Origin of the sequence: Fibrobacter sp., from assembly GCF_045601785.1 — a bacterium.
Lineage (GTDB): Bacteria > Fibrobacterota > Fibrobacteria > Fibrobacterales > Fibrobacteraceae > Fibrobacter.
Window position 1 is genome coordinate 36,331 of the sequence record NZ_JAZSAF010000030.1, and the last position, 26,066, is coordinate 62,396.

At 50.7% G+C, this 26,066-nt stretch carries 21 protein-coding genes; 9 read left to right on the top strand and 12 right to left on the bottom strand.

Annotated elements, in window-relative coordinates; translation table 11 throughout:
• Window position 1: 1 nt before the first annotated feature.
• Window positions 2–2,602, bottom strand: coding sequence for a DEAD/DEAH box helicase (locus ACKI61_RS04905; RefSeq protein ID WP_407456659.1), 2,601 nt, complete (start codon window positions 2,600–2,602; stop codon window positions 2–4).
• 78 nt (window positions 2,603–2,680) lie between these two features.
• Here ACKI61_RS04905 and ACKI61_RS04910 point away from each other — a divergent pair, with 78 nt between their 5' ends.
• Both ACKI61_RS04910 and rfbA read left to right on the top strand, forming a co-directional pair.
• Entirely contained in the window at window positions 2,681–4,777 is a 2,097-nt protein-coding gene (locus ACKI61_RS04910; protein ID WP_407456660.1) for a polysaccharide biosynthesis tyrosine autokinase, read from the top strand.
• Entirely contained in the window at window positions 4,777–5,664 is an 888-nt protein-coding gene (gene rfbA, locus ACKI61_RS04915; RefSeq protein ID WP_407456661.1) for a glucose-1-phosphate thymidylyltransferase RfbA, read from the top strand. The genes ACKI61_RS04910 and rfbA overlap by 1 nt, the downstream gene beginning before the upstream one ends.
• A 52-nt stretch (window positions 5,665–5,716) precedes the next feature.
• Here rfbA and rph read toward each other — a convergent pair whose 3' ends face one another.
• From rph to ACKI61_RS04930, 3 genes are all read right to left on the bottom strand, one after another.
• A complete protein-coding gene (gene rph / locus ACKI61_RS04920; RefSeq protein WP_407456662.1) occupies window positions 5,717–6,442 on the bottom strand; it encodes a ribonuclease PH in 726 nt (241 codons plus the stop codon).
• A 60-nt stretch (window positions 6,443–6,502) separates the two neighbouring features.
• Window positions 6,503–7,354 carry a prephenate dehydratase gene (locus ACKI61_RS04925; RefSeq protein ID WP_407456663.1) on the bottom strand — a complete coding sequence of 284 codons (852 nt, stop codon included), beginning with the start codon at window positions 7,352–7,354 and terminating at the stop codon, window positions 6,503–6,505.
• 85 nt (window positions 7,355–7,439) lie between these two features.
• Entirely contained in the window at window positions 7,440–8,105 is a 666-nt protein-coding gene (locus tag ACKI61_RS04930) for a C40 family peptidase (RefSeq protein ID WP_407456664.1), read from the bottom strand.
• Window positions 8,106–8,275: 170 nt separating this feature from the next.
• Here ACKI61_RS04930 and ACKI61_RS04935 point away from each other — a divergent pair, with 170 nt between their 5' ends.
• Window positions 8,276–9,478 (top strand): hypothetical protein, encoded by a 1,203-nt coding sequence (locus ACKI61_RS04935; protein WP_407456665.1) that lies wholly within the window; start codon window positions 8,276–8,278, stop codon window positions 9,476–9,478.
• 69 nt (window positions 9,479–9,547) lie between these two features.
• Here ACKI61_RS04935 and ACKI61_RS04940 read toward each other — a convergent pair whose 3' ends face one another.
• Window positions 9,548–11,218 (bottom strand): sulfatase-like hydrolase/transferase, encoded by a 1,671-nt coding sequence (locus ACKI61_RS04940; protein WP_407456666.1) that lies wholly within the window; start codon window positions 11,216–11,218, stop codon window positions 9,548–9,550.
• Window positions 11,219–11,383: 165 nt separating this feature from the next.
• On the opposite strand from ACKI61_RS04940, the gene ACKI61_RS04945 reads away from it, so the two are divergent.
• The 4 genes from ACKI61_RS04945 to ACKI61_RS04960 all read left to right on the top strand — a co-directional run bounded on the left by ACKI61_RS04945 (window position 11,384) and on the right by ACKI61_RS04960 (window position 17,503).
• On the top strand, window positions 11,384–12,319 hold the full coding sequence (locus ACKI61_RS04945; protein ID WP_407456667.1) for a hypothetical protein: 936 nt from the start codon (window positions 11,384–11,386) through the stop codon (window positions 12,317–12,319).
• Between the two features lie 28 nt (window positions 12,320–12,347).
• Window positions 12,348–14,507: a PEP/pyruvate-binding domain-containing protein gene (locus ACKI61_RS04950; RefSeq protein ID WP_407456668.1), complete on the top strand. Its 2,160-nt coding sequence runs from the start codon at window positions 12,348–12,350 to the stop codon at window positions 14,505–14,507.
• A 16-nt stretch (window positions 14,508–14,523) separates the two neighbouring features.
• Window positions 14,524–15,315: an acid phosphatase gene (locus tag ACKI61_RS04955; protein WP_407456669.1), complete on the top strand. Its 792-nt coding sequence runs from the start codon at window positions 14,524–14,526 to the stop codon at window positions 15,313–15,315.
• Window positions 15,316–15,877: 562 nt separating this feature from the next.
• Window positions 15,878–17,503 carry a hypothetical protein gene (locus tag ACKI61_RS04960; RefSeq protein ID WP_407456670.1) on the top strand — a complete coding sequence of 542 codons (1,626 nt, stop codon included), beginning with the start codon at window positions 15,878–15,880 and terminating at the stop codon, window positions 17,501–17,503.
• Window positions 17,504–17,612: 109 nt separating this feature from the next.
• Here ACKI61_RS04960 and ACKI61_RS04965 read toward each other — a convergent pair whose 3' ends face one another.
• Window positions 17,613–17,768: a hypothetical protein gene (locus ACKI61_RS04965; RefSeq protein WP_254794686.1), complete on the bottom strand. Its 156-nt coding sequence runs from the start codon at window positions 17,766–17,768 to the stop codon at window positions 17,613–17,615.
• A gap of 108 nt (window positions 17,769–17,876) precedes the next feature.
• The gene (gene thrS / locus ACKI61_RS04970; RefSeq protein ID WP_407456671.1) at window positions 17,877–19,814 is read right to left on the bottom strand and encodes a threonine--tRNA ligase; all 1,938 of its coding nucleotides are present in this window, start codon (window positions 19,812–19,814) and stop codon (window positions 17,877–17,879) included.
• 306 nt (window positions 19,815–20,120) lie between these two features.
• Here thrS and ACKI61_RS04975 point away from each other — a divergent pair, with 306 nt between their 5' ends.
• Both ACKI61_RS04975 and ACKI61_RS04980 read left to right on the top strand, forming a co-directional pair.
• Window positions 20,121–21,350 (top strand): FISUMP domain-containing protein, encoded by a 1,230-nt coding sequence (locus ACKI61_RS04975; protein ID WP_407456672.1) that lies wholly within the window; start codon window positions 20,121–20,123, stop codon window positions 21,348–21,350.
• 37 nt (window positions 21,351–21,387) lie between these two features.
• Entirely contained in the window at window positions 21,388–21,933 is a 546-nt protein-coding gene (locus ACKI61_RS04980) for a ribonuclease domain-containing protein (RefSeq protein ID WP_407456673.1), read from the top strand.
• Between the two features lie 48 nt (window positions 21,934–21,981).
• Here ACKI61_RS04980 and ACKI61_RS04985 read toward each other — a convergent pair whose 3' ends face one another.
• From ACKI61_RS04985 to ACKI61_RS05005, 5 genes are all read right to left on the bottom strand, one after another.
• Complete coding sequence (locus ACKI61_RS04985) at window positions 21,982–22,215, bottom strand: addiction module antidote protein (RefSeq protein ID WP_407456674.1); 234 nt, start codon at window positions 22,213–22,215, stop codon at window positions 21,982–21,984.
• A 68-nt stretch (window positions 22,216–22,283) separates the two neighbouring features.
• Window positions 22,284–23,018, bottom strand: coding sequence for a DUF3800 domain-containing protein (locus ACKI61_RS04990; protein WP_407456675.1), 735 nt, complete (start codon window positions 23,016–23,018; stop codon window positions 22,284–22,286).
• A 246-nt stretch (window positions 23,019–23,264) separates the two neighbouring features.
• Complete coding sequence (locus ACKI61_RS04995; RefSeq protein WP_407456676.1) at window positions 23,265–23,669, bottom strand: GNAT family N-acetyltransferase; 405 nt, start codon at window positions 23,667–23,669, stop codon at window positions 23,265–23,267.
• Window positions 23,670–23,791: 122 nt separating this feature from the next.
• On the bottom strand, window positions 23,792–24,724 hold the full coding sequence (locus tag ACKI61_RS05000; RefSeq protein WP_407456677.1) for a bile acid:sodium symporter family protein: 933 nt from the start codon (window positions 24,722–24,724) through the stop codon (window positions 23,792–23,794).
• A 17-nt stretch (window positions 24,725–24,741) separates the two neighbouring features.
• Window positions 24,742–26,066: hypothetical protein (locus tag ACKI61_RS05005; RefSeq protein ID WP_407456678.1), on the bottom strand; the 1,325-nt coding region annotated here is incomplete at its 5' end.

Here is a 26,066-nt window from a genome sequence, read left to right on the forward strand (position 1 = left end):
ATTATACTTCGCCGATGCGTTTCATTTTAAGGAGCGGCATGCCCGCGTCGCGGCATTCGGCAAGATTCACATCGAAATCGATGCTCCAGTCGTTAAAGTCTTCTTCGTCTTGCAGCATCTGCTGCACGTGCATGATATCACCTTCGTAGGTGATAATCGTATGGTGCAACGAGCGGCCTTCGACATCGAGACGGAACTTGTGGTGTTCTGCGGTATAGGCGGCCATGATTTCCATGAGACCGTTTTCGGTCCAAGGCTTTCCGTCGCCGTCCACGAGCATCTGCCCTTCGGCGAGGTCATCGGCGAGCATGTCGAGCACATCGCCATAGGCCTGCTTCTGCAAAGCGGACATAAGCTGGAAGATGCGCTGGCGCACCATGACAATAAAATGCTTTTTGTCGTAGGTAATGTCGGCGGCCACCTTGTCGGCCCCGAAGGCGGTCTCGAGTTCCGTGGCGCCCGCGGCTTCCATGCGCTTCTGGTAGTCTTCGGGGTGGGCCATCTTTTCCCATTCTTCGAGCAGGCTCGAGTCGGTGCGGCGAATCATGTCGCCGAGGTAGTCTTGCATGTCGAGGAGTTCCTCGTTCTTGTAGCCGTCGGGAACGGTTTGGGTGAGCACCTTGTAAACGCCGTTGATATGTCGGAGTAGAATTGCTTCCATGCGCTGCAATCCATACTGCTTCACGTAGCCGCTAAAAGTGCTGAAGTTCTCGAACATTTCGCGCACGATGCTCTTGGGTTCAATATTCACGTCGACCCAAGGGTGTTCTTCGGCAAAGGCGTTGAAGGTGTCGTAAATGAAATCGCGAAGCGGCTTGGGATATTCCACCTTCTCAATTTCTTCCATGCGCTGGTTGAATTCCATGCCCTGCGCCTTGAGTTCGTCGAGGCGGGCGTTACGCGCCTTGTTCTGTTGAATGCGAAGGATTGCTTCGGGATTTTCGACGATGCTTTCGCACAAAGTAATGACATCGAGGGCGTATTCGGGGCTTTCGCGGTCCAGTTTCGGGAGCGTGTCGACCAAGTACAGCGAAAGCGGCTGGTTCATGGAAAAGTCGTCTTGCAAGTCCATGTTGACGCGGAGTTTGCTGTAACCCGGTGCAATTGGCGTCACGAATTCGATGATATTTTTTTTGACGAGGCTCTTGAAAAGCTGAAAAGCACGGTGCTGCAATTTCTTTTTGCTAGTGGCGCTTTCGTGGCAATCCTTGAGCAGGTTGCGCATGGCGGTGCAGCCGTCCGTGGGGCGGCTCAGAATGTTCAGGAGCATTCCGTGACTCACCTGAAAACTCGATGTGAGCGGCTCCGGCGAGGCGGCAATGAGGCGCTTGTAGGTGCTTTCGTCAAAAGGAACGTAGCCGTGCTCGGGCGGTTTCTTTTTCTGGAATTTTTTGCCGGTCTGTTTTGTCTTGGCTTCGAGTTTCAGATTCTCGATCACATGCTCGGGAGCCTGCGCCACCACGTAGCCGATGTCGTCGAAACCTTTACGGCCTGCGCGGCCTGCAATCTGGTGAAAGTCGCGGGCGGTAAGGATTGCGGTCTTGTCGCCACTGTACTTGCAGAGCTGCGTGAAAAGCACCGTTCGAATGGGCACGTTTACGCCGACGCCCAATGTGTCCGTGCCGCAAATGACCTTGAGCAGGCCCTTTTGCGCAAGTTTTTCGCAGAGGATGCGGTACTTGGGCAAAAGTCCCGCATGGTGCAGGCCAATGCCTTGCTTGAGCCAGCGCTTGACTTCGGGGCCGTAAGGACTGCTGAAACGGACTTCCTTGATGGCGTCGTTAATCGCCTGTTTTTCTTCTTTAGTACACAAGTCCAGACTCATGAAATTCTGGGCGTTGGTCGCCGCGGCTGCCTGCGTAAAATGCACTACATAAACGGGAGCCTTGCCGCCCGAAACGAGTTTTTGCACCGTGTTCGAAATTTCAGTTTCGGAATAGCTGAAATCCAAGGGCACCGGACGCTGCGAAGACCGGACCGTGACCGACTCGCGGCCCGTATGCTTCGTCATGTCGCGTTCGAAAAATTCGGTGGCGCCGACGGTTGCGCTCATGAGCAAAAATCTTGCCTGCGGAAGAGTGAGCAGCGGTACCTGCCAAGCGACCCCGCGCTCCTTGTCGGAATAGTAGTGGAATTCGTCCATGACCACGTCGGTAATGGTGAGCATTTCGCCTTCGTTCAGCGCCATGTTGGAGAGAATTTCTGCGGTACAACAGAGTATCGGTGCATTGTGGTTTACGGTTGCATCACCTGTCGAAAGTCCTACATTCTCGGCACCGAATTCCTTGCAGAGCGCCATCCATTTTTCGTTCACCAGCGCCTTGATGGGGCAGGTGTAGACGCTTCGGCGTCCATGAGCCAAACTGTCGAAATGGAGTGCCAGGGCGACCATCGATTTGCCTGAGCCCGTGGGGGTGTTCAAAATGACGTTTTTCCCGTCCAAAAGCTCCAAAATGGCTTCTTCCTGGGCGGGGTAGAGCGTTGTGCCGCGGGATTCCGCCCATGCCATGAACGCATCCAACAGGGTCTCGGCGCCTTCGCCGGCGTTAAAAGGGGTTGTTGGCAAAAAGTCTTTCAGCGATTTGTGGGCGTTTTCACTCATAAAGCCAAAGATAGATTTTTTATGGAATGGCTGTATTTGCTAAATTAAGCTTGTATTGAGTTTGAAGGAACTGCTTTTATGGCAACAAAGAAAAAAGAAGAAACCGACCTTGGTGAATTTTTGAAGGAACTTGTAAAGAACTGGACCATTATGGTACCCTGCCTTTTGTTGTCGGGTATTATAGGCGTTTTTGTTGCAATGTGGATTCGCCCTGTCTACCAGGTTGATGCGTTGTTGCAAATTGAGTCAAAAAACAACAAAACAGCCGGTTTGATGGGAAGCCTCGGCTCCCTGTTTGCGACAAGTAGTCCTGCCGAAACGGAAATGGAACTGATTAAGAGCCGTCAGGTGATGGGGTCTGCCGTTGAAAAGATGCACCTGGATTTGATTGCCGTTCCCCAGAATAAGGTGGATAGGCTCCTTCATCAGGAAGGTCGCATTGATTTGAGCAATTTCAATATTCCTGTCGAACGCTTGACTAAAGACGAGGTGGATGAACCTTGGATTGTCGAGACTAAGGATTCGCTGGGCTCCTTTGACTTGTTCGATTGCAATGGCGAGAAGGTCCTTTCGGGTGTCGCTGGACAGACCTATCATTTTGTTTATAGGGGAGATTCCGCTTCGTTTGGAATTATCCATGCTGAAGTCCGCAAGGGACAGACATTTGAAGTTTCCAAGAAAAAACGCTTGGACGCTATCGCAAGCTTCAGGTCTGCTTTCGATGTCAAGGAAAAGGGAAAGAAAACGGGTATCCTTGAGTTTTCATACCAGGATATCTATGCAGACCGTGCTGTTGAAATCTTGAATGAGGTTGCGGCCTCTTACCTGCGGCAGAATGTGGAAGAACGCAACGCCGAGGCGCAAAAGACACTAGAATTTTTGGAACAGCAGTTGCCGGGTGTCAAGGCACAAATGGATTCTTCTCTCCTGAACTTGAACACCTACCGTAACCGCGTTGGTTCTGTGGATATCAATGCCGAAACGCAGTTGGTTTTGCAACGCCGTATGAAACTGCAGCAGGATATTTTGTCTCTGCAACAAAAGAAGCAGGAAGCAATTCGCCTGTTCCACGCAGAACACCCGACGGTAAAGACCTTGGAAGATCAGGAAAACGCCCTGAAACGCGAACTGGCTGGTACGTCTAGCGAAGTTCGCAAGTTGCCTGCCACGCAACAGGAAGTTCTAAAGCTTCAGAACGAAGTGGAACTTTCCAAGGTCATGTACACCTCGCTTCTGAACAATATTCAGCAGTTGCGTCTGGTTTCTGCGGGTGAAGTTGGCTCCGTTCGCATCATCGACTTTGCAGAACAGGTGACGAAACCGACCAAGCCCAAAAAGAAAATGGTTGTGTGCCTTGCGCTGTTCCTCGGATTCCTGTTTGGAGCGCTGATTGTCTCTATCAAGTCCAGGTTCAGCAGCGGCGTGAAGAGCGCCTCGTTTATCGAAAAGGAAACGGGCTTTACGGTGTATGCGAAAGTTCCGAAGGGCAATCCCAAGGGTACCAAGGGGACCAGACCCCTTGCCGTGGTGGAACCCGACGACGTGGCGGTGGAATCGCTGCGAGCGCTTCGCTCTTCTCTAGAATTCTCGATGATGGACGAAGGGGGTTCTGTCATCGGTGTGAGCGGACTTATCCCTGGTGTGGGCAAGAGCTTTATTTCGGTGAACCTCGCTGCCCTGTTTGCGGGCCTTGGAAAGAAGGTTCTCTTGATCGATGCCGACCTTCGCAAGGGCCGTCTGCACAAGGAATTTGGGATCAAGCGCGGCAATGGGCTTTCCCAGGTGCTTCTCCGTGAAGTGAAACCGGAAGATGTGGTTCATTCGACCGAAGTTGAAAACCTGTTCGTGATTCCGTGTGGCAACGTTCCGGCTAATCCGGCAGAATTACTTGGCTCCAAGCACTACGTCGAACTGATTGAAGAGTTCAAGAAAGACTATGATCTTGTGATTGTCGATACGCCGCCGATTATGTTGGTGACGGACGCTGCTCTCGCTTGCCGCGTTGCCGCCCAGATTGTGATGGTGATCGAATACAACAAGCATTCTATCGAGGCTATCAAGGATGGTATGGCGCAGATCCTCAAGGGCAATTCCAGTGCCCATGCATCTATCGTCATCAACAAGTATGAACACAGCCGCACCGAAGGGTATGGCTACAAATACGGGAAGTACTAATGAAGGGAATCGTTCTCGCCGGGGGTTCCGGTACAAGGCTTTATCCGCTGACCATGGTGACTTCTAAGCAGCTCTTGCCTGTTTACGACAAACCCATGATTTACTACCCGCTTTCGACGCTTATGCTCGCGGGTATTCGCGACATCCTCATCATTTCAACGCCGATGGATTTGCCGAACTTTGAACGCCTGCTCGGTGATGGTTCTTCGATGGGACTCAACTTGAGCTACAAGGTGCAGCCGAGTCCTGATGGACTTGCTCAGGCATTCATTCTAGGCGAAGAGTTCATCGGTAACGATTGCTGCGCCATGGTGCTCGGTGACAACATCTTTTACGGTAACGGCTTTAGCCCGCTTCTGAAGGCTGCCGTGAAGAATGCCGAACAGAATGGCCGCGCAAGTGTGTTCGGTTACTATGTCGAAGACCCGGAACGCTTTGGCGTGGTGGAATTCGACGAGTCGGGCAAGGTGATTTCGGTGGAAGAAAAGCCGAAGGAACCCAAGAGCAACTACGCGATTACCGGACTTTATTTCTACGACAACCGCGTGTCGGGTTTTGCGAAAGCCCAGAAGCCAAGCGCCCGCGGCGAACTTGAGATTACGGACTTGAACCGCGTGTATTTGGACAAGGGTGAACTTGACGTGAAACTCCTTGGCCGCGGCTTTGCTTGGCTTGATACCGGGACCATGGACAGCCTGATCGAAGCGGGCGAGTTTGTGAAGATGGTGGAAAACCGCCAGGGCATCCAGATTTCTGCAGTCGAAGAAATCGCCTACATCAACGGCTGGATTTCCAAGGAAAAACTCCTGGAATCTGCCGCCAAGTACGGAAAGTCTCCTTACGGCCAGCACCTGCGCAAGGTTGCCGAAGGCAAAATTCGTTACTAGTCTGCGAAATCACATTTTTATGAACGCAACAGAGCCGAGCGGTCTTTGTTTCTTACGGCAGTTCGCCGCCGATCAATTCCATCTGCTTTTTGTAGATGTCCTTGCAGGCTTTTTCGCCAAGGTCAAGGAGCGTGTTCAGCATGTTGCGGTCGAAGCTCGCGTGTTCACCGGTGCCCTGCACCTCGATGAAGTTCTTCGCGTCTTGCATCACCACGTTCATATCCACGTCGGCTGCGGAGTCTTCAACATAGCAGAGGTCGCAGAGGGGCTTGCCCGCGACAACGCCGACGGAAATCGCGGTGATGCCGTGCTGCAGAATCTGCTGCGTGATTCCGAGCCGCGCCTTGATTTTCTTGAGGGCAATCGCAAGGGCGACGAAGCCGCCGATAATGCTTGCGGTACGAGTGCCACCGTCGGCTTCGATCACGTCGCAGTCGACCACGATGGCGTTTTCACCGAGGGCGGCTAAGTCGGCGGCACCCCGCAGCGAGCGGCCTACCAGTCGCTGGATTTCTTGAGTGCGGCCGCTCGCGCCCTTGCGCTCGCGTTCTACGCGCTTGCCCGTACTCTGCGGCAAGAGGCTGTACTCAGCGGTAATCCAGCCGGTGCCTTTACCGGCGAGCCAGTCGGGAACCTTCGGTAAAAGGGTGGCGTTGCAGATGACGCGGGTGCGTCCCATCTCGATGAGGACGGAACCGTCGGCGCTCGAAATAAAGCCCGTGGTCATTTTAAGGTTGCGGTATTCGTCAAACTTTCTGTCGGTGCGTTCGTATGCCATAATCGTTCCTTTTTAATTTCATTAAAACGTCATTGCGAGCCCCCATAGGGGCGCGGCAATCTAGTATTTAAGAGTCTCGACGACGCCCTTCTTGAATGTTCCCAGAATGTACATCTGGCTCGTGTAGTTCTTGAGTTCGGCGAGGGCGGCCTGGGCGCGATCCTCGTTCACGTTCGCCTCGAAGGATACGTGGAAAATATATTCCCACGGTTTGTCGGGATGCGGCCTGCTTTCGCAACGGGTCAGGTTGATGCCGCGCTTCGCAAAGCAGCCGAGAGCATTGTAGAGGGCGCCCACCGCGTGGTCGTCGGCAAGTTCAAAAAGCATGGTCGTCTTGGCACCTTCGATTCCGTCGAATGTGGCGGGTGATTTCTGGATGCCATAGAAACGCGTGAAGTTCGTCCCCTTCAGATTTTCTAGTCCCGCCTTCAAAATATCCAGATTGTAGATCTTGGCGGCGTAGGCGCTCGCGATGGCGCCTTCGTCCATAGCCTTTCTTCCGGCGAGTTCTTCGGCAGAGCCTGCGGTGTCGAATGCGGGTACGGCCTTGATCTGCGGGTTTTCCGCAAAGAACCTGGAACACTGCGCAAGTGCCTGCGGGTGGCTGTAGACACGCTTTAGGTCGGTAAGCTTTACGCCCGGCATCACGCACAGGGTATGCTCGATACGCAGCATGACTTCGCCCACGATACGGTGACGCCATTTGTAAAGCAGGTCGTAGTTTGCCTCGATGGATCCTGCCGTTGAATTTTCGATGGGAATGGCTCCGCCGTCGGCTTCGCCCGTTTCTACCGCCTGGTAGATTTCCTCGAACGTGTCCATCGGGAGAGTCTCGATGTTTTCACCGAATAGGTAATGCGCGGCGCAGTCGCTATAGGCTCCCTTGCGGCCCTGGAATGCAATTTTCTTCATGCTTAGAAAGATAGTAAATGGTGTGTAGTGTGTGATGTGAAATGTGTGATTACTCATTTCACATTACACATTGGTCATTTGTCATTTACCTGAACCTTCTCGCGCCCTGGTACTTGGGACTCCAGTACTTGTCGTGCATCGGAGAAATCATCACCCCCTTGCTCGTGCTCGCATGGATGAACCGGTCTCCCGAAAGGTACATTCCCACGTGGTCGATTTTCCAGAGACTTCCGAAAAAGACAAGGTCGCCTTCCTTGAGGCTTCCGCGGCTAACGGATTTTCCGCGGCTGTCCTTGTACATCGAAGAGGCGCTGTGGTCGAGCGCAATGTTGTAGTATCCCTTGTAGACCTGCATCACGTAGCCGGAACAGTCTGTCCTGGTCTTGGTGGCCTTGCCGTAGCCGTACTTTGCGCCAAGCCATTGCCGGGCGTAGTTCTCGAAGCTTCCGCGGGGTGCCTGCTTTTCGGCGGCCTTTGCAATTTCTTTCTTGTTGACGGCGGCTCTTGCCTTTTCGACGGAATTCTGGTGCTTGACGGTGTCTTGCCTTGCGGCTACATTCTTTTGGGAAGTATTTGCCTGTGGCGAGGCTTTTTTTTCTGCAACGGGGGCGGCTGCCGTCTCGCTTTTGGGAACGGGCTTGTAGTCGCCAATGCTCCTGTCGTAGCCCGTGCGCACCGGAAAACTGCAGCAGATAAGCCCCAGACAGAGCGGGGCTAGCAGAAGTCCGATAGATTTGGGCGTTAGACGCATTGCGGAAAATCTAACTAAAAGTAACCATGAACAACAAAAAAAATATTTTTTGTGTCGAAATATGGGTGCAAATTGCTTCAATGTCCATAGAGTTTGTCAGGAATAGCTTTTTTTCTTGTTATGATGATATTATATTTGTCGTTAAACATTTCTTTATAAGGAGAAAATCTATGAAGTTCAATAAACTGCTCGCCCTTGTCGGGGCCTGTGCCACTTTTAGCCTGGTTGCTTGCGGCGACGACAGCTCGTCGGGTGCCGATGGAACGACCAAGAAGGCGACTATCGTCAACCTTGATGAAACGGCGAAGTCTGTCACCTTCTATTCGGAAAACAAGGATGAATACTGCGTTCTCGATGAAGCGACCAAGAGTGCATCTTGGAAGACCATCGATGAAGGCAACGATACAATGACCTATAAGTATGAGTTTATGAATCTGTCTGCGGAAAATGTGGCATTCTTGCGCGATTCCCTGAAGTACTCTATTGATGGTAATGTGGCGCTGAATTTAAAGGCTTCCTACTTTGACGAAGAATCTTCCATTGGAATCTTTGTGGGCGGAGACGCCTCTTCGATCAAGGGTACCTGGGTTTCTGTTCCGTGCCGTATCGATTACGATGGCATCGTGAGCTGCCGCAAACGCGACGAATGGGAAAAGGTCACCTTGAAGATTACTTCGAGTTCCATTACCGCCGATATTGAATACATCTACGATAACGACTATGACTACGATTACGACTATGACTACGATTACGATTATTATACCGATGACGTGACCAAGTCCGAGTTCCTGATGTCTCTGTATGAATTCCTGAGTGGTATGTCCGTTTATGCAAGCCTTGCTACGGGGTGGTATGCTACCGAAAATGTGGGTGAATTTGCTACTGAGGCTGCCAAATCTTATGGAGTTGACGTGAAGTCCCAGTCCAAGACTTCTGTCAAGTTCGAAGTCAAGGGCAAAAGCTACGATTTGTCCGTCAAGAACTTTGGTGAAGACAAGTATGGCAATCTTAATATAGACTTGACTCTGTCTTCCGGTGGAAAGACATGCTCCTATACGGATCTGAGAGGCGAACTTGAAGGCGACAACTATGACAAGAGCGCTTGCCGTTCGGATTTGTACGAATACTATAAGACTGACGATGTAACGGATTATACCGGTGTAAGGTATGATTATGCCTATGAGTATAGAAAGGAAACTTCGGATGAATTCTCGGATTGCGTCGCTGTAATGGCAGGCATATCGTCCCCGATGGATATCGATGATTACGACTATGACATGTACTTCAAGAAGCCGGCCAAGAAGATGTCCGATGCCGAGTTCTGGAGCGAATACAAGCACAATATGCACAAGGTGCTGAAGCAGTTCAAGTAATCTGAACTAAACATCATAAGAGGAGCCCCGGGTCTGACCGGGGCTTTTCTGTTGGCTGTTTTATATGGGCTAGGGAGCCTTGTTCTTGAACAGTTCGTTGTATTCGATGGAACCTGAAAGTTCCCGGAGCATGTGAACTAGCTTTCTTTCGCCGAAGGTTTCAAGCAGGGTCCTTTCGTCTGAAAGAAGACTTGCCCCGAAACCTAGCCGGTGTCCTTCGATATGGAAACCCATTGTCTCGAGCAGGGTCGGTGCAGAGTCAAACGAAGTGTAAGTTCGCTTTGTTTGGTCCGTGGAATATTTTGGGTTGATGTAGATGTTCAGGAAACGGCGGTCCCGCAGGCGCATTTTCGAAACGGGGGAGCGCGCCATGAACAGGTGATCCCCTGCGATGACAACTTCAGTGTTTTTGCCAAAGGGCTGGTTCTCTACCCAGTCAACAAAAGCTCCGAGTCGCTTGGAAGTGCATCTCAGCACGGCGGCGAAGTAGTCCTTGTCCGCAGACGATTTAGGCCGTTCCCTGCAGCGCTTGTCTAGGAAACCTCGCGGGTAATGGGTGTCGATGGTGGTGAGCGTGAGCGAGAACTTGTCGTCCGACAGAGTGTCTAGGATTCTTTGGGCGTATTCGAAAACATCTGCGTCGGCAAGCCCGGGGCCGCTTCGGCGGTATTTATCGCCCTTCTCTATGAGCATCTTTTCGACATCGTTCTTGTCGTAGATATCGTCGACCCCATGTGATGCAAAGAACGGACCCGTCGCCCCGAACCTTTCGGGGGTGCCCTGCACATAGATGTTCCTGTAGCCGTACTGGTGCAGAATGTCGTAAATCCCCGGAACTTTTTCGAAGAAGGTGAGGCCCGATTCGCCAAAGTTGTTCATGAACGAAGACCCGCAAAGGAGCGGAAGCCCGGTGGTCTTCGAAACCATCGAGGAAATGGTCGTTGCTGCCCCGATGATGTTTCTTCCGCCGCCGTAGGTGTTTTCCTGGTCGGCAAAGACGAGCCCGTTGTCGTAGAGCCTGCGGATTTCGGGAGCGTGGCTGAGGAAAGAGTTCTCGAGGGATTCTACGTAGATGAAAATTAGGTTGCGCGTCGTGTCGTCGGCACTGACCATATCGGGGGAGTACTTGACGAAATGCCCGTTGTAGAACTTGGAATGGTAGAGCTTGTCTTGCTTGTGCGTGATATAGTCGATGTATTGCTTGCGGGCCTGCGGCGAAATGGCCTTCCAGAAAGGTGCCGAACCAGAAATGAGTATGGCGATGAAGGCTATCGCAAATAGGGTTCTGCGAAAACGGATGCTATGATACAGATCGTAGACGGGCCAGAGCAGCGCAAGAGATAGTGCTAGCGCATAGAAACCGACCCTGCTGAAAAAGTCCTGCACGAAAATGAATACGAATCCGTCGACCGGCATTTGCAAGGTCATGATAGTGAGATCGGGATTTTGCACCGGGAAGGTTTTCTTGACCCAAACGAGCGTGGTGGGGGCGGCGATTAGCAGAAATAGGAAGAGCCATATTAGCAAAACATGCAATGGCTTGATGGGCTGCTTGCCACTAGACTTGACTTTTTTGCTGTGGTAAATTCGAAAAGCCACGTAGAGTACGGCTGCAATGATGAGGTCGCTTATCCCAAAGTCAAAATGGTAATAGCGGACGAACCCGATGGCGAGCGCGAACATGGTGACAAAAAGAATGTCAAATAACAGAATGATGGCCGTGGCGACAAAACGCTTCATATGGTTTAAAAAGTAGAATATTTACTTTTTTCAGAAGATTTTTCCTGGAAAGTAATGATACAAAGCGGCAAAAAAGCGTGATGGTGGGCACGTGTTTTTGCCGGTGTTTGTGGTGTTTAATGGCTTTGGTTGCAAGTTGTTTGAAAATTGCATATATTTTTGACTATGAAAGATTTATATAAATTCATTCTGGCTTTTGCCATGCTTTTCTTTGTTGCCTGCGGCGACGATTCTTCTAGCGCCAGCAGTGACGATTCCGAATCTTCATCCAGCGAGGAGTCCCTGGAAGATTCCAGTTCTAGCGAATATGCCGATTCCAGCTCTGGAGAACAGAAGAATCAAAGTTCGTCTAGTGTCGATAAGCGGTCTTCGTCGAGTGAGAAAAAATCCACGAGTTCTGAAAGCTCCGCAACATCGTCCAGTTCCGGTAATCCGAAATCTTCCGCTTCCAAGAATACGGACTCTTCTAGCAGCGAAAATGTTACGTCGAGCTCCAGTGAAAAAGCTCCCTCTTCCAGCTCCACGAAAATCCTGACTGACCCAATCGCGATTTTTAATCCACGCGTACCGCAGAAAGATGTCTATACATGCAGTATGGATGATGGCTATATTAGCATGAAGCAATCCTTTGAACAGAGGGACTTCATTTGCTCCTTTAAGTATGACGGTCGGGAAGGTTTTATTTATGCGCAGGCTTCTCCGACTGATTGCATTCAGTCGATGGGGCTAGATCCGGTCTACAGTACTGATACGGCTATCATGTACATTGGCGGCAAATATACGCCGATAACGGACCTGGTTTATGATGTGGGTGGCAATCACCGTAACGACAACTTCCGCTTTACTTTTGAAGGCAAGGTCTATGAATATGACCATTCGTCTTATGGCTGGGGGTACCGTAAGTGCCACACGATGGATTGCCTTAGGGTTTATGAGGCCGACGGCGAAACGGAAATTTTGGATGGTTGCGCGTCATTTGACGAAGATTTGAATAATGTGAGAAAGTTGCCTATCGTTTGTCGCTTTGCTGATGAAGAAGGCAAGTTCGACGATTTTACCGACACCTTTGAAATCTGTGAAGGCGATTTCAGACTTCAGTAACGCGGTGCGTTTGGGTAGGTCATTTTTTATGAAGCTGATTCTTGCCGCCATCGCGATGGCGGCTTTGTGGGGCTGCTCCAATAGCAGTTCTCCCGTAGATCCGAATCGCCGCGATGATCCCGATATTGTTGACCCTGACACGACAAAGAAAGATACGACTCCGGACCCGGCCTTTGTCCAGAATGACGACGAATGGACGGGCTTCTACAAGGAAGACGGCTACGAGGCTTTGCGCAAGCTCGCGTACCCCTCCAAAACGGAGATGGGTACAAGTTACCTGGTAAAGTTTATCGTTACCGATTTCAACTCAGATAGCGCTGTCGTTCATTTTATGAACACGAAGCTGCGCCCGTTGCATTACGATTTTGCACGCTCGGTATTGCACGACCCGAGTTCGCTTTCGGAATTCGAAAAGGAAGCCTACTATGATACGGCGAAGAATACGGTTGCGGGAACGCTTGTGTATTATGCGGCGCTTGATTCCATGGTGGCACTCACGTTCTTTCCGACGGACTGCATCTCGCCTAAGCAGGTGGCTGCGGTGCAACAGCTGATTGAAAGCCGCATGCTGTTCTTGGCTTCGGGCGGTTCCAAAAATCGCCTGTTCTACATGCCGTCGGGGAGTGCCGCGGAAAAGGCCGCCGCTGAACATGAGACCGAATTCAAGAAGGCGAATGTCCCTGTCTACACGCACGCGCAACTGTTCGGCGATATCTCGCTCCAGATTATGAATACGGGGACGGCCTACGGTACGCTCGTGAAGCTGACCGCCGCTGAACTCGATACGGCAATCGTCTCTTCGCATGACATATTGATTCTGGAAACGCTCCCGGCAGAAATTCCGCTGGTGGCGGCGACCATCAGCAAGGATGCACAGACGCCGCTTTCGCATGTGAACCTGGCGGCAAAGGCGCGCAAGACGCCGAATATCGCCTTTAACGGAAACGACTTGCCCGACAGCCTGCTTGCTCTCTGCGGAAAGCTGGTGAAGCTAGAGGCCAAGGGGAATTCCTACACGGTGACGGCTGCAACTCTTGAAGAGGCTCAGGCGTTCTGGAAAAAGAATGCACGGAAGCCCATTACATTGACATACGACCTGTCCGATTCGGGGCTAGTCGATTTTGCCGATCTCAATTTCAATTCGTCGAAGTCCGTAGGCGTGAAGGCGGCGAATCTGGCGGAACTCCACAAGTTGTTACCTGAAAATTCTCCCGACGGATTCGCGGTGCCGTTCTATCATTATAGCCATTTTATGAATTATGCGCAGGTCACCGAAGAACTGTGCGAAAAGTCTTTCAGCGATTGCATTAAGGAAGGCCGTGCGTCAGGTATCTGCACGCAGGTGAAAAACGCTTGTATGGAACAGCTCGCCGAGCCTGCCGAAGCGGAATCGTCAAAGGGAACTGCGTCGCTCCGCAGCTACATTGCCGGCATGATTGCCCGCGACGACTTTGCCGCCGATACGCGCCTGCGCGAAGCGGTCCTCGATAACATCCGCTACCTGTTTAAGCATATTCCTGTTGACAAGGACTTTGGCGATGCGCTCGATGCCAAGGTGCGTAAGCTTTACGGCGATGCGGGCGTGCGTCTGCGTTCCAGCACTAATTCCGAAGACCTGAGCGACTTTAACGGTGCAGGCCTTTACAAGTCGGTGAAGGCGACTACGCGCGAAAAGGATCTCCCATCCGATGAAATCCGCAAGGTATGGGCTTCCGTGTGGAGCTTCAAGGCGTTTGAGGAGCGCTCGCTCTGGAATATTGACCACATGTCGGTGCAGATGGCGGTAGCCGTTCACGAGGCCTTCCCCGACGAGGTTGCGAATGGCGTCATCATTACGCAGAACATCGCCGATTATTCCGTCGCGGGCATTTACGCGAATATCCAGCTCGGCGAAACTTCCATCACCAATCCCGAAGGCGGCGAACGCCCCGAAATCCTTTCGATCATTCCTTCTGCAGGGCTCGGCGTGCAGAGCGTCCTTTTGCAACATTCGACGCTCAGTCCCGATGCGCTGATTCTTACCGACGACGAAATCAACGAATTGTATCGGGCGGTTCAGATGATTCAAAACTATTTCGCTGGGCTCTACAGGGAGCACCCTGATGCCTTTGCGCTTGATATCGAATTCAAGGTCATGGGGCCTGAACGTAAGCTGGTGTATAAGCAAGTGCGTCCTTACGTGATGTAATTGTTATCTTTATGGCATGAACATTATCAAGAAAACCTTTGTCGCAATCGCCCTTTGCGGGGCGGCCCTGTGCAGTTTTGCCGCCGATGTCAAACCCTATGTGGAAGCAGACGCGCTCCCGAATGCGTTGAACTATTACCCTGCACCCCCCGATACCATGTCGCCGCAGTTCATGTACGACATATCGCAGTACATTTGGGGTAAAACGATGCGCAAGGATTCCGCGCGCGCGGCCCTTGCGGTGGCTCAGGCGGCAGAAACCGTCGAAGAAATGGCCGCAATGTTCAGTGAACCTTTCGGGATGGAAATATCGGCAAAGAAGACGCCTGCCATTATGAACCTGCTTGAACGCGGAGTCCTGACACTTAGAAAAGTGGGGAGCAAGGCCAAAAGGCACTACATGAGGCGTCGCCCTTACGACCGCTTTAACGAACCGACGCTTGTCCCCGCCGAAGAAGAACGGCTGAGAACAAATGGCTCCTATCCGTCGGGACATACTGCTCGTGCGTGGGCCATGGCCCTGTTGCTGATCGAGGTGAACCCGGCTGCCCAGGATGCCCTGCTGAAATACGCCTACGAATGGGGACAGAGCCGCGTGATTGCTGGGTTCCACTGGCAAAGCGACGTGGATGCCTCCAAGGTGCTTGTCTCGGGCGCCTACCCGAGCTTGCATACAAACGAAACCTTCATGGCCGACATGCGCAAGGCCCAGGCCGAATTCAAGAAGCTGAAAGCCGCCGAAACCAAAGGCTCTGCACCAAAACCCGCTACAGGGAAACCTGCTGCACCGAAGGCCGGGAAGAAGTAAGCTGCTGCGAGATTGACAAGAATTTACTGAATGAAAAAACGCAGGCCCGAACGAGTCTGCGTTTTAATTTTACCGGATTGTCATCCCGGACTTGTTCCGGGATCACCGTTTATTACCGCACAACCTTGCGGTCGTCTTCCGTCATCTTGAGGAAGTCGGCAACCTTCATGCTGCCCTTGGGGACTCCTGCGGAGTCCTTCCCGCTCGCCTCGGTCATGCCGGTGTGCAGGCCCCCCGTCGCGACACTCGGCTTGCACGCTTTCCTTTACGAGGGCGCAGAAGTCAGCCACTTCGTATGTTGGTCTTATGGGCGTTCCCCACACTATCGTGTGGGTCGGGCTATATTGCAAGGCCACCCGTGCGCACCTGCGGCACGCCCGCGCGGCTCTTGCAACCAAGCCTCGCTCCGCGAGTCTTGTCCCCAAGGGGTCACGCTTCGCAAACTCGCTATCCCTAACGCAAAACATCTTCATGCTTAAATTGATTCTTTTGAAGAAATTATATTTTCAGCGGAAATGAAAGTAAGTTGTTATATTTCAGAAAAACTAAAAGAAGAATTGACATGAATCGCTACTTTTATCTTTTGGCTTCAGCATTGTTCATTTTCGCCTGCTCTGACGATAACAGCACAAGTCCGTCGGAAAATCAAGAAACAGCCGGATACCAGCATGTGTCCATAGACAAAGAAAACCGTCGAATCTTTGTAAACGAAGACGCTCACACCGAAGAATATTGCATTTTGGAACAAGGTTCTTTTAATTGGGGTGAAGTCTCTTACAAAGCGTATCAAGATTCAAATCCGACAACCTACGAGATTCACGGTGACACGCTAATCGTTTTCTTCTACGGCAATACGTATGATCCGCATTACTATCTTGGCGGTTCCACCGATAAGATTTATGGTAAATGGATTAACATTGGTTGTTCTAAATATCAGGATGAAGTATATTGCCAGCCCCAAGAGGACCGCGACTTTAGGGAACAATATGACGAATTTGTTTTGACAATTTCTGAAAACAAATTCCAGGAAGAGATTGTATATAAGCCCGCATATTTCGAATACGACGACTACATGAATTCCATGTATCTGTCCGACCTTTATGCCGTACTTGAAAATAATTATGCATACCCAACTATCGGGTCATTCGGCGCCTTATTTTCTCCCGAACAGGAATCTTACATAAAGGCTGTGGAAAAAGAACGGAACATTGAAGTTCTGGAACAAACAAAAACGATGAAAAAATTCAAGTTGGGTGGAAAAATATTTGAACTCAAGATTACGGACATCGAAAGGGATTCCCTGGATTATAGAGTCGCTATCAGCGTAAAGTCGGGCGACAAGGAATGTTCTTACGAAGAGCAGCAGGTGAACGCAACAAAAGAAAACTGCAAGGACCAGACTACAGAAGGCCTACGATACTACGATGAAGAACGGGACTTTCAATATCCACTGTATTTCAGGGACGCAAACATGCTGAAAACGAAAGGCCTCGATGAATTTGACAAGTGCATCAAGGAAATCACGGTTTCAAAAGACACTCAGAACGGGACACAAACCGACAAAGCGGATGCAACCGATTCTATCCAAACACTGGAAGCATTTCTCGAAAAATACGACATAACAGACTATTCCTTTGATAAAAACGTTCTCGCTTACAACGAGACATCCGGCTACTGCGATGCGTTGCAGAACACCTGCTTCGAAGCACCGGGCATAAGCGAGTTCAGAACATTAGGGCTGCACAGGTTCGAGGCAAACGACATCACTGCATTGACGACAATTTTTCCGCACGCTGCGGCAGCGATGAACAATAAAATCGAGGGGTGCCCGCTTTATGTGCTGAACATCAGCGACTCTTTGCCCGCAATCCACATTCTCACCAACATCACGAAAGACACCATCACCATCGTAAATATCAGCGACGAGTGCGCCTATGAGCCGAGACCCTTCGACATGAATGTCGGATTCTTGTTCACCTATTGCGCCGAACTTTCCGAAAATCCCGAAGTCGTCACCACACAGGTGTTTGACGACAAAATGGAATGCGGAACAATTGAATACGCGGAATACATAAGCGAGAAACATACAAACGAAGCGTTCATGGCCGACATGCGCAAGGCCCAGGCCGAATTCAAGAAACTTAAGGCCGCTGCGAAGCCCGCTGTAACGAAGGCCGGGAAGAAGTAAGCCCGCTTACTTGATTGAAGAATATGAAAAAAACGCAGGCTCAATCGAGTCTGCGTTTCAAATTTAAAAGGCGATGCCGGAACGGTGTCCGGCATGACATATTGGGCGACTAGCGCACAACCTTGCGGTCGTCTTCGGTCATCTTGAGGAAGTCAGCGACAGTCATGCTGCCCTTGTCTCCCTCTTTACGGCGGCGAACAGAGACAACACCATCGGCAACTTCCTTTTGGACTCCTACGGAGTCCCAACCGCAGCGGCTCGGCAATGGACAAACTAGTTTGTCCGCTGCTCTCGCCTTAGGCGGTTGTCACCGACGATAAAAAAACGCAGGCTCAAAGAAAGCCTACGTTTGCGAATGTTTTTCGGTTATTGACTAGCGAACGACTTTTCTATCATCAGCGGTCATTTCCAAGAACTGGGCAACGGTCATCTGACCCTTATCGCCTTCCTTTCTCTTGTTGACAGCGATGAGACCTTCAGCCTGTTCCTTTTCGCCTACAATAATCTTGTACGGCACTTTCTGCAGTTCGCACTGGCGGATCTTGTAGCCAAGTTTCTCATTCGATTCATCGACTTCCACACGGACGCCGGCGTTCACGAGTTCCTTTTCCACGGACTTAGCGTAGTCCACGAACTTCTCGGAAATCGGGAGCACGCGGGCTTGCACCGGAGCGAGCCACAGCGGGAAATCGCCCATGAATTCTTCAATCAAAATGCCGAGGAAGCGTTCGATGGAACCCACGGCCGCACGGTGAAGCATCACCGGAATGTGCTTCTGGTTGTCCTTACCGACATACTCGGCACCGAGACGCTGCGGGAGGTTGAAGTCCACCTGGATGGTACCGCACTGCCAGTCACGACCGAGGCTGTCCTTCAGCGTGAATTCGAGCTTCGGGCCATAGAAGGCGCCTTCGCCCGGGTTCAAGATGTAGTCGAGGCCGGCGAGCTTCGTAGCTTCGGCGAGGGCGGCTTCAGCCTTGTCCCAGATTTCGTCGGAACCCACGCGCTTTTCGGGACGGGTGGAGAACTTCACCACGATATCGTCGAAACCGAAGTCGTGGTAGATTTCCTTGACGAGGGCGCAGAAGTCGGCCACTTCGCTTGCAATCTGGTCTTCGGTACAGAAGATGTGGGCGTCGTCCTGCACAAAGCCGCGCACGCGCATCAGGCCGTGCATGGTACCGGCAGGTTCGTAACGGTGGCACTTACCGAATTCGGCAAGGCGCATCGGAAGGTCACGCCAGCTACGCAGACCCGTGTTGAAAATCTGGATGTGGCAGGGGCAGTTCATCGGCTTCACGGCCATTTCCACGTCGCCAGCCAGCGTCTTGAACATGTTCTCGTTGTACTTGTCGGCGTGACCGGACTTGATCCACAAAGTCTTGTTCACGATTTCCGGCGTTATCACTTCGAGGTAGCCGCGACGGTCAATCTTTCCGCGGATGTAGTCCTTCAGGGCGTTCACCATCTTGGTGCCCTTCGGGTGCCAGAACACCATGCCCGGGGAATGGTCTTCGATGTGGTAGAGGTCCATTTCCTTACCGATCTTGCGGTGGTCGCGCTTTTCGGCTTCTTCCAGGAACTTCAGGTAAGTTTCGAGACCTTCCTTGTCGGCAAAGCAGGTGCCGTACACGCGGGTCAGCTGGTCGCTGTTCTGGTCGCCGTGCCAGTAGGCGCCCGACATGGAGAGCACCTTGAAATTCTTGAGCTTGCCAGTAGAGGGCACGTGGGGGCCGGCGCAGAGGTCTTCAAAGTTCTTGCCCGGTTCGCCAGTCACGTAGAAGCTGAGCGTACCGTCGCTACCCTCGCGGGCGAGAGCACGCTGCGCGTTGTCCGTCTTGTACTTGTCGCCCTCGGTGCGCTTCAGGCCATCGGCGGCGCTGACTTCGCAACGGGTAAACGGACGGTCTTCCTTGATGATTTCCTTCATGCGCTTTTCGATGCGCTCGAAATCCGACTGCTGGATCGGGGTCGGTGTCATCAAATCGTAGTAGAAACCCTTTTCGATAGCCGGACCGTAGGCGAGCTTGGTGCCCGGGAACAGGTCGCAGATGGCTTCGGCAAGCACGTGGCTGCAGCTGTGACGGAGCAGGTAGAGTGCATCCGGGTCGTCGTTGCTCGGCGTGATAATCTTGATGGTGCCGCTCTCGGTGAGCGGGCGCGTGAGGTCGAGGACCTTATCGCCGAGTTTGACGCCAAGCGCCTTGCGTGCAAGACCTTCGGAAATGCCCTTCGCAATTTCGAGGCCGGTGGTGCCCGATGCTACGGAACGTACGGAGCCATCGGGGAAGGTGAGTTCGATTTGAGACATAAATAATCCTTTTTGTGGGCGGTTCTCGCCCGGTTCCCCAGAAATACGACATCTGGCGGTGAGGCGTAAGATAGAAAAAGACTATAAGTGTGGCTAGTGGTTGGTGATTAGTGGTTAGGGAATGTAATCGGAAATTGACCCGAAAAACGTCATTGCGAGGAATGAAATGACGATGCAATCCATACAAAAAGGGAGGGGAAAGCCTTCCCCTGGGTCGCACTGCGTTGCTCCCCACCCCTTCGCCTAGGGGCTTAGCCCCTAAGACCCGATTGCGAAAACAATGGAATGATTTCATATATTTGTGGTATGTTTAATTTTAAGAAAATGCTTTGCAAATACACTTTCCTTTTTTCAGCGTCCCTTGTGGCATGTGTTTTAGCCTCTTGCGGTGGTGATTCCGCGTCCAGCAGCTCTAATACTGACGAAAAAATTTCGGAAAGTCCCGTTCTAAATTGTACTGAAATGTACGGCATGCCCGACAATGTCGAATGGACTTCCGATGCTTCTGAGAATATCTATGCAAGACAAGAAATTTTGAAAGCGATTGCCGGAGTTTTGTCAGGAAATTATAAAAAGATTCTCTTATACTATGATTCGATTTCTAATAATTATAGAGCTAGCGTTTCTGTTCCTGGTTGGTATCGATCATTTGACGATCGCTACGAGATAACCTTTAAGGACTCTGTATCCACATCTATCTACGGTTGCTCCGTAATCGATTTTAAAAATGGTAGCGGAAGTCGTTATTATGGTGCATTTTTTGACTTAGATTCTTGTTTGTGCAAGCGGGGTGAAAACGGAGAAACTCTTTTTAGTAAGTCTGCCACTCCAATAAATATGGAATTGGAAAATGAAAATGTTGTCATTGTGGATACCAATCTGTGTAAAGATCAGTATAATGCAATGATGCAAAAAGAATCTGAAAGCTTTAAGGGTGTATACGGCGTGTATATTGACATTCGTGATAATCAAGTGTATAAAACGACAGAAATCGGCAAACAAACTTGGCTTGCCGAAAATATGCGCTACCGGGGGACTCCTGACGATGTCCTTGACTTTGATTATTCCAGAGGAAAAGGCGATCCTGAAACAATCAAAACTTATCTTTTGGAAGATTCGGTTCGTGGTATATATTACAAATATGCCGATTGGGAAAAAATTTGCCCAGCGGGATTCCATTTGCCATCTCAAGAAGAATGGTATGAATTAATCAAATTTGTTATGGATGACCAACAGTTGGAATGTGATTATGCTTTCGCTTATTTAAAAAATCCTGAAAATTGGCGATATGCTGAAGATGACCCTAGTTTTGACATCTATGGATTCAGTGATCGCGCAGAAGGTGGTTATGATGTGACGTTGGGGCTGGGGGGAGTTTATAATAAGGGCTCTCAGACGTATTACGCAGCCAAAGACGCCCTTTGTGGCATTGATAATTCTAAGCTGAAATTTGGTTGTATAACGACGGAGACCCCTTCCTTGAGAGGGCCTGTTGTAGTCAACTCGGTTGCTCCTATACGCTGCGTAAAGGACTGATTGAAAAATAGATTTAACTGTTGTTATATTTTAAAACATGAAAACTTTGATGTATTCCGTTGTTTTTCTTTTCTCCGTATTCCTCGTCGCATGTTCTACGCCGACAGTTTCTAGCGATGATTCCGATGAAATTGAACGGATATCTTCCGATAGCGAAAAAACGACTTCTTCCTCTAGCGTTGCAACAAAATCGATTTACGAAGCGGTGGAAGAGTCCGGTACTTATACAACGCGTGACTCTGTGGCGGCTTATTTGTGCAAGTTTGATAAGTTGCCGAACAACTATGTCGGCAAAAACGAAGGAAAGTCTTTGTACGAATCTAAAACAGGGAACACCTTTGAGAAGTGGAATTTTAATCCGTGGACAACAATCGGTGTGATGATTGGCGGCGACACGTTCAACAACCATGCCGACAATCCGGATAATTATCACCCCACATTGCCCGAAGGAAATTACTATGAAGCGGACGTCGATTACTCCGCCAAGAACCGTGGAATAAAACGCCTTGTTTATCAATCTGATTGCGTAATTTACTATACAGCAGACCACTACGAAACTTTCAATAAATTGGAAGCCCGTTAGAAACTTCTATTATTTTTCTACACCAACACCTTATACCGCGCTCTTTTCCTAGCAACGCAAAGTTCCGTTTGTTTGGCGTGTTTTTTCGTCTAAAGCCTTGTAAAGACTTTCACGGCCGAGTCCGGTCTTTTCGGCAATCTGCGACATGCCCTTGCTTCTCGCAATGTGTCCGATGGCTCGGAGGAACAGCGCTGGGTCATCAGATTCGCAGACCATGTTCAAATATTCGGCGACGATTTCCTCGTTGTCGAGATATTCGGCAATGTCTAAGCGCTTGTGCATACACAACAATGTATCTAATCGGATCCACATTGTCAAGAGGTGTATATGGGGCTTTGGTGGGCCTGTAATTATTCAGCGATATAAAGTCCATGTATTTGATTTTTCTCTTTGTCAAAGCAGTCTTTGATGATGGAATAATAAGTGTCGTCGGAATGTTCAAAATTTCGATATAGAGAAAAAGCGATTAAATCTGCAAGCTGTATAGATCGTGATATAGATGAATCTAAAAATAAGGGAACCTCTGCAAAGTTATTCAGTTTTTCGTTCCAACGATTTCCGAGCGTTTGGTAAATTCTTGACCAATTCTGATATTGGTTTTCCATCTTTGTTTTGTCGAAGATGCATAATCCTCTTGCGGATTCGTTATGTTTTATGAATTTTCTTTTTAGGAACTTGTCAAAACGGCTTGTCAATTGAGAAAAAAGTTCTTCCGAGACGCATTCGTGTTTGTTGTTGACGATTGCGCCGAATAAAATAAATTGACGAGGATAATTTGCTTTGATGTAGGAAAGGCAATCCGTTAAGATGGACTCTCTTGTTGCCTTTGGAATACTGCGCCAAAAGCCTTTTCCGCTTCTTATGGGACTGGCGTGCAGTTCAATGTCAGTTCGCCCAAGATGTTTTTCCATAATGGAATCTATAGTCTTTTGAATCCAATAGGTTTGGCTTTCGAAAGTTGCAAACCCAGCCAAAACACTATATTTTGTATTGGGGTCTGACACTACGCCAGAATCATCTGCATATAACAGATGCATTTTCCCCCCATAAAAAAGAAGAGAGCCAAGCGAGATAACTCGACGCACCGCATAAAGGCAGCACTCTTGACCCTAATACCCTAAAGATAAATTTTATCATTGTCATTGTCAACACCCTTTTGATTGCTCTTATATTTCTCCTTCTATTTGCAAAAAATGTGCCAAATGGGAAAATGGCTTTTTTGAGCGAAAAACAAAGGCTTGAATTTTTGAAGAAATGATTAATCACTGATTAATCAGTGATTAATCGGAAAAAAATACGGTGAACAATAGTGGTTGTAGTTGACTTAATCCCTACGTCCACAGGCTGGTAATAAACATCGGGCTGGCGTCATCGGCCTTCTTGAATCCGCAATGCTCGTAAAAGGCGAGTTCTTCGTTGTAGGCGACCACGACTACGCGCAGGTAATCCTTGTAGATTTTCTTGACGCATTCCACGAGTTCCTTGCCGATGCTTTTGCCCTGGTATTCGGGGCGCACGAGAAGGTAATGCACGTAGGCGTTCATGATGCCGTCGTCCATGGCGCAAATCATTCCGACGAGTTTGTCGCCGTCCCAGGCCGAGATGACGGTTTTGAAGTTCTTCATCGCTATGATGAGTTTGTCGGGGAAATGCCCCGAAGACCATTCGACGGAGAGAAATAAGTCCTTTAAATCTTGTTCAGAAAATTCGTGGATGTTTTTGTATTCAATAGTCATTTTTTTTGATGGGAGATCCCCGTCGGAGTTTATCCCGCACTTGATGCGGGACGGGGATGACAAATAGGGTGGCGGGCATGACAAGGTGCGTGGGCGCGGCGTTTATTCTCTGCGAAATCTTTTTATTCCCACCGGCGATAAACATTCGCCAAAATCGCGCCGGAGATGTTGTGCCACACGGAGAATATGGCGCCAGGAACTGTTGCCATAGCAAGGCTCGAGAACGAAGTCGCCGCAAGGCTCGTGGCAAGGCCAGAATTTTGCATGCCGATTTCGATGGAGAGTGCCTTCGTCTTGGGTGTCGTGAATTTCAGCAACTTCCCGAGGCCGAATCCGCAGCCGTAACCGAGTAGGTTGTGGAGAATTACGACGGCGAACACGATGGCGCCCGTAGAGAGAATCTTCGATGCATTGTGCGAGACGACTGCAGCTACAATCATCGCAATCGCAATCACCGAGACAAGCGGCAAGACCTTCACGGCGCGGGCGGTCCATTTGCCGAAGAACTTGTTGATTGCAAACCCGAGCGCAATCGGCACGATGACGACCTTCACGATGGAAAGGAACATCGCCATCACGTCCACGTTCACGGTGGTACGCAAAAGCAAATAAGTAATCGCCGGAGTCAGCACGGGAGCGAGCAACGTATTTACGCTCGTCATGCCGACAGAAAGCGCCACGTCGCCTTTCGATAGGTATGTAATCACGTTGCTGGATGTCCCGCCGGGGCAGGTGCCTACGAGAACCACGCCCGCCATGAGGGCCGCATCGAGCCCGAAAATCTTGGAAAGCAAAAATGCGAGTGCAGGCATCACGATGAACTGCGCCGCACACCCGATGGTGATTTCCTTCGGCCGGGCAAACACAAGTGCAAAATCGCTTAACTTGAGCGTGAGCCCCATGCCGAACATCACGACCATCAAGAGGTAATTCACCCAGCTGAGTTCAATCCAGAGTGTGGCTTTGGGCAGGAACAGCGAGAGCGCCGCGATGATCAAAACCACGACCGCCATCCACTTGCCCACAAATTCACTGATTTTTTCAAGAATGTGCATATATTCGTCTTATTTTTTTATGGTTTCAAAATTAGTTTGTTGTTTTCAAGAAGGCCCTCGTTATCGAAACGGACGGTCGGGTCCTTTCCGCCCCTGAAGGCATCCTCGCTCTCGTAGAGCGAGAGCGCCACGGAAACGCCCGGCAGGGTCGCAACGTTTTCCTCCCCCGCTGCAACTTTATATGTAAAAGCAAACTCCTGCGAACTTTCGTCCTTGAACGTACCCTTCGGGATGCGGACGGTCTCGCCGATTTGCGCAAGCGCCTTGCCCGTGGAGTCGACAAATTCCGCCACCATGTAGATATCGAAAAAGCAGGGCGCCACGCCGGTGTTTTTGACGGTAATGTTCAACGTGCTCGCGGTGGGCGGCGCGACGGTCAAAAGTTCCGCGTGCGTCACCGTGAAGTTGTAGCCGATGACCTTGGTCATGGAATCCGCAAGCGCCTTGTTGTCGTTGTAGAAGCGGTAGCCGCAATCGTCGAAGTCCTGGTCAAGCACGTAGTAGGTCAGGTGCGCCGTCCTGATGGCATCGACCCAGCGCTCCGGAGTCCACTTGAGGTAGCCGCCGGGAATGATGTCGGTGTAGTTCAGCATGATGGCATAGCCGCCGCAGTTCTCCGCGACGGTGGGCATGTTCGCCTCGTAGGCGCGCACCAGCGAATCCGCAGTTCCGGGAATGCCGATGAGACAGTCGTCGCGCTTGGTAATGCCGAGGCTGAGAGCGTAGGTATAGACGTCGCCATAGCCGTCGGAAGGGAGCACCAGCAGGGATTTCTTGAACACGGAGGCGTAATGCTTCAGCATGTCCTTCTGGATTTCAACCGAAGGCATGTGGCTGCCGTCCAGGTTCGAAACGTGCCACTCGCCCCATTCGCCAAACGAGCGCACGTCGATGTATTCGATGCGCGGGTCGCCGTCGTACTTTGTAGCGAGCGCCGTCGCGAACTCCTTTGCGTAATGCAGGTAAACCGAATCGTCCCACACGGGAACGGCCGCATTGGCGTTGTTTTCTTTGTACCTGGCCGTAATCTTTTTCGCGCCCGCCTCGTAAACGTATTTCGGAGTCCAGTCGTAGTTCTCCTCGGGGGTGCTATTGTCCCGGATGAACGAGGGCGAATACGGGAATACGCGCAGGGCGTACCCCATGTTGTGTGCCGAAAGCGCATCCAGCAGTTCTTCCAGTTCGCTCCAGTCGTAGACATCCTTTGCCGGGTTCAGCTTGTTCCACTGCTGGTAGCCGGAACCGTAGGTAACCAGGTTCCATGCGCCGTTGTTCAAGGAGCCGTGGGGGCCATATTCAAAGCCCGGGTCGAAAGTCCATGCGGCTTCCGTCGGGACGGTAA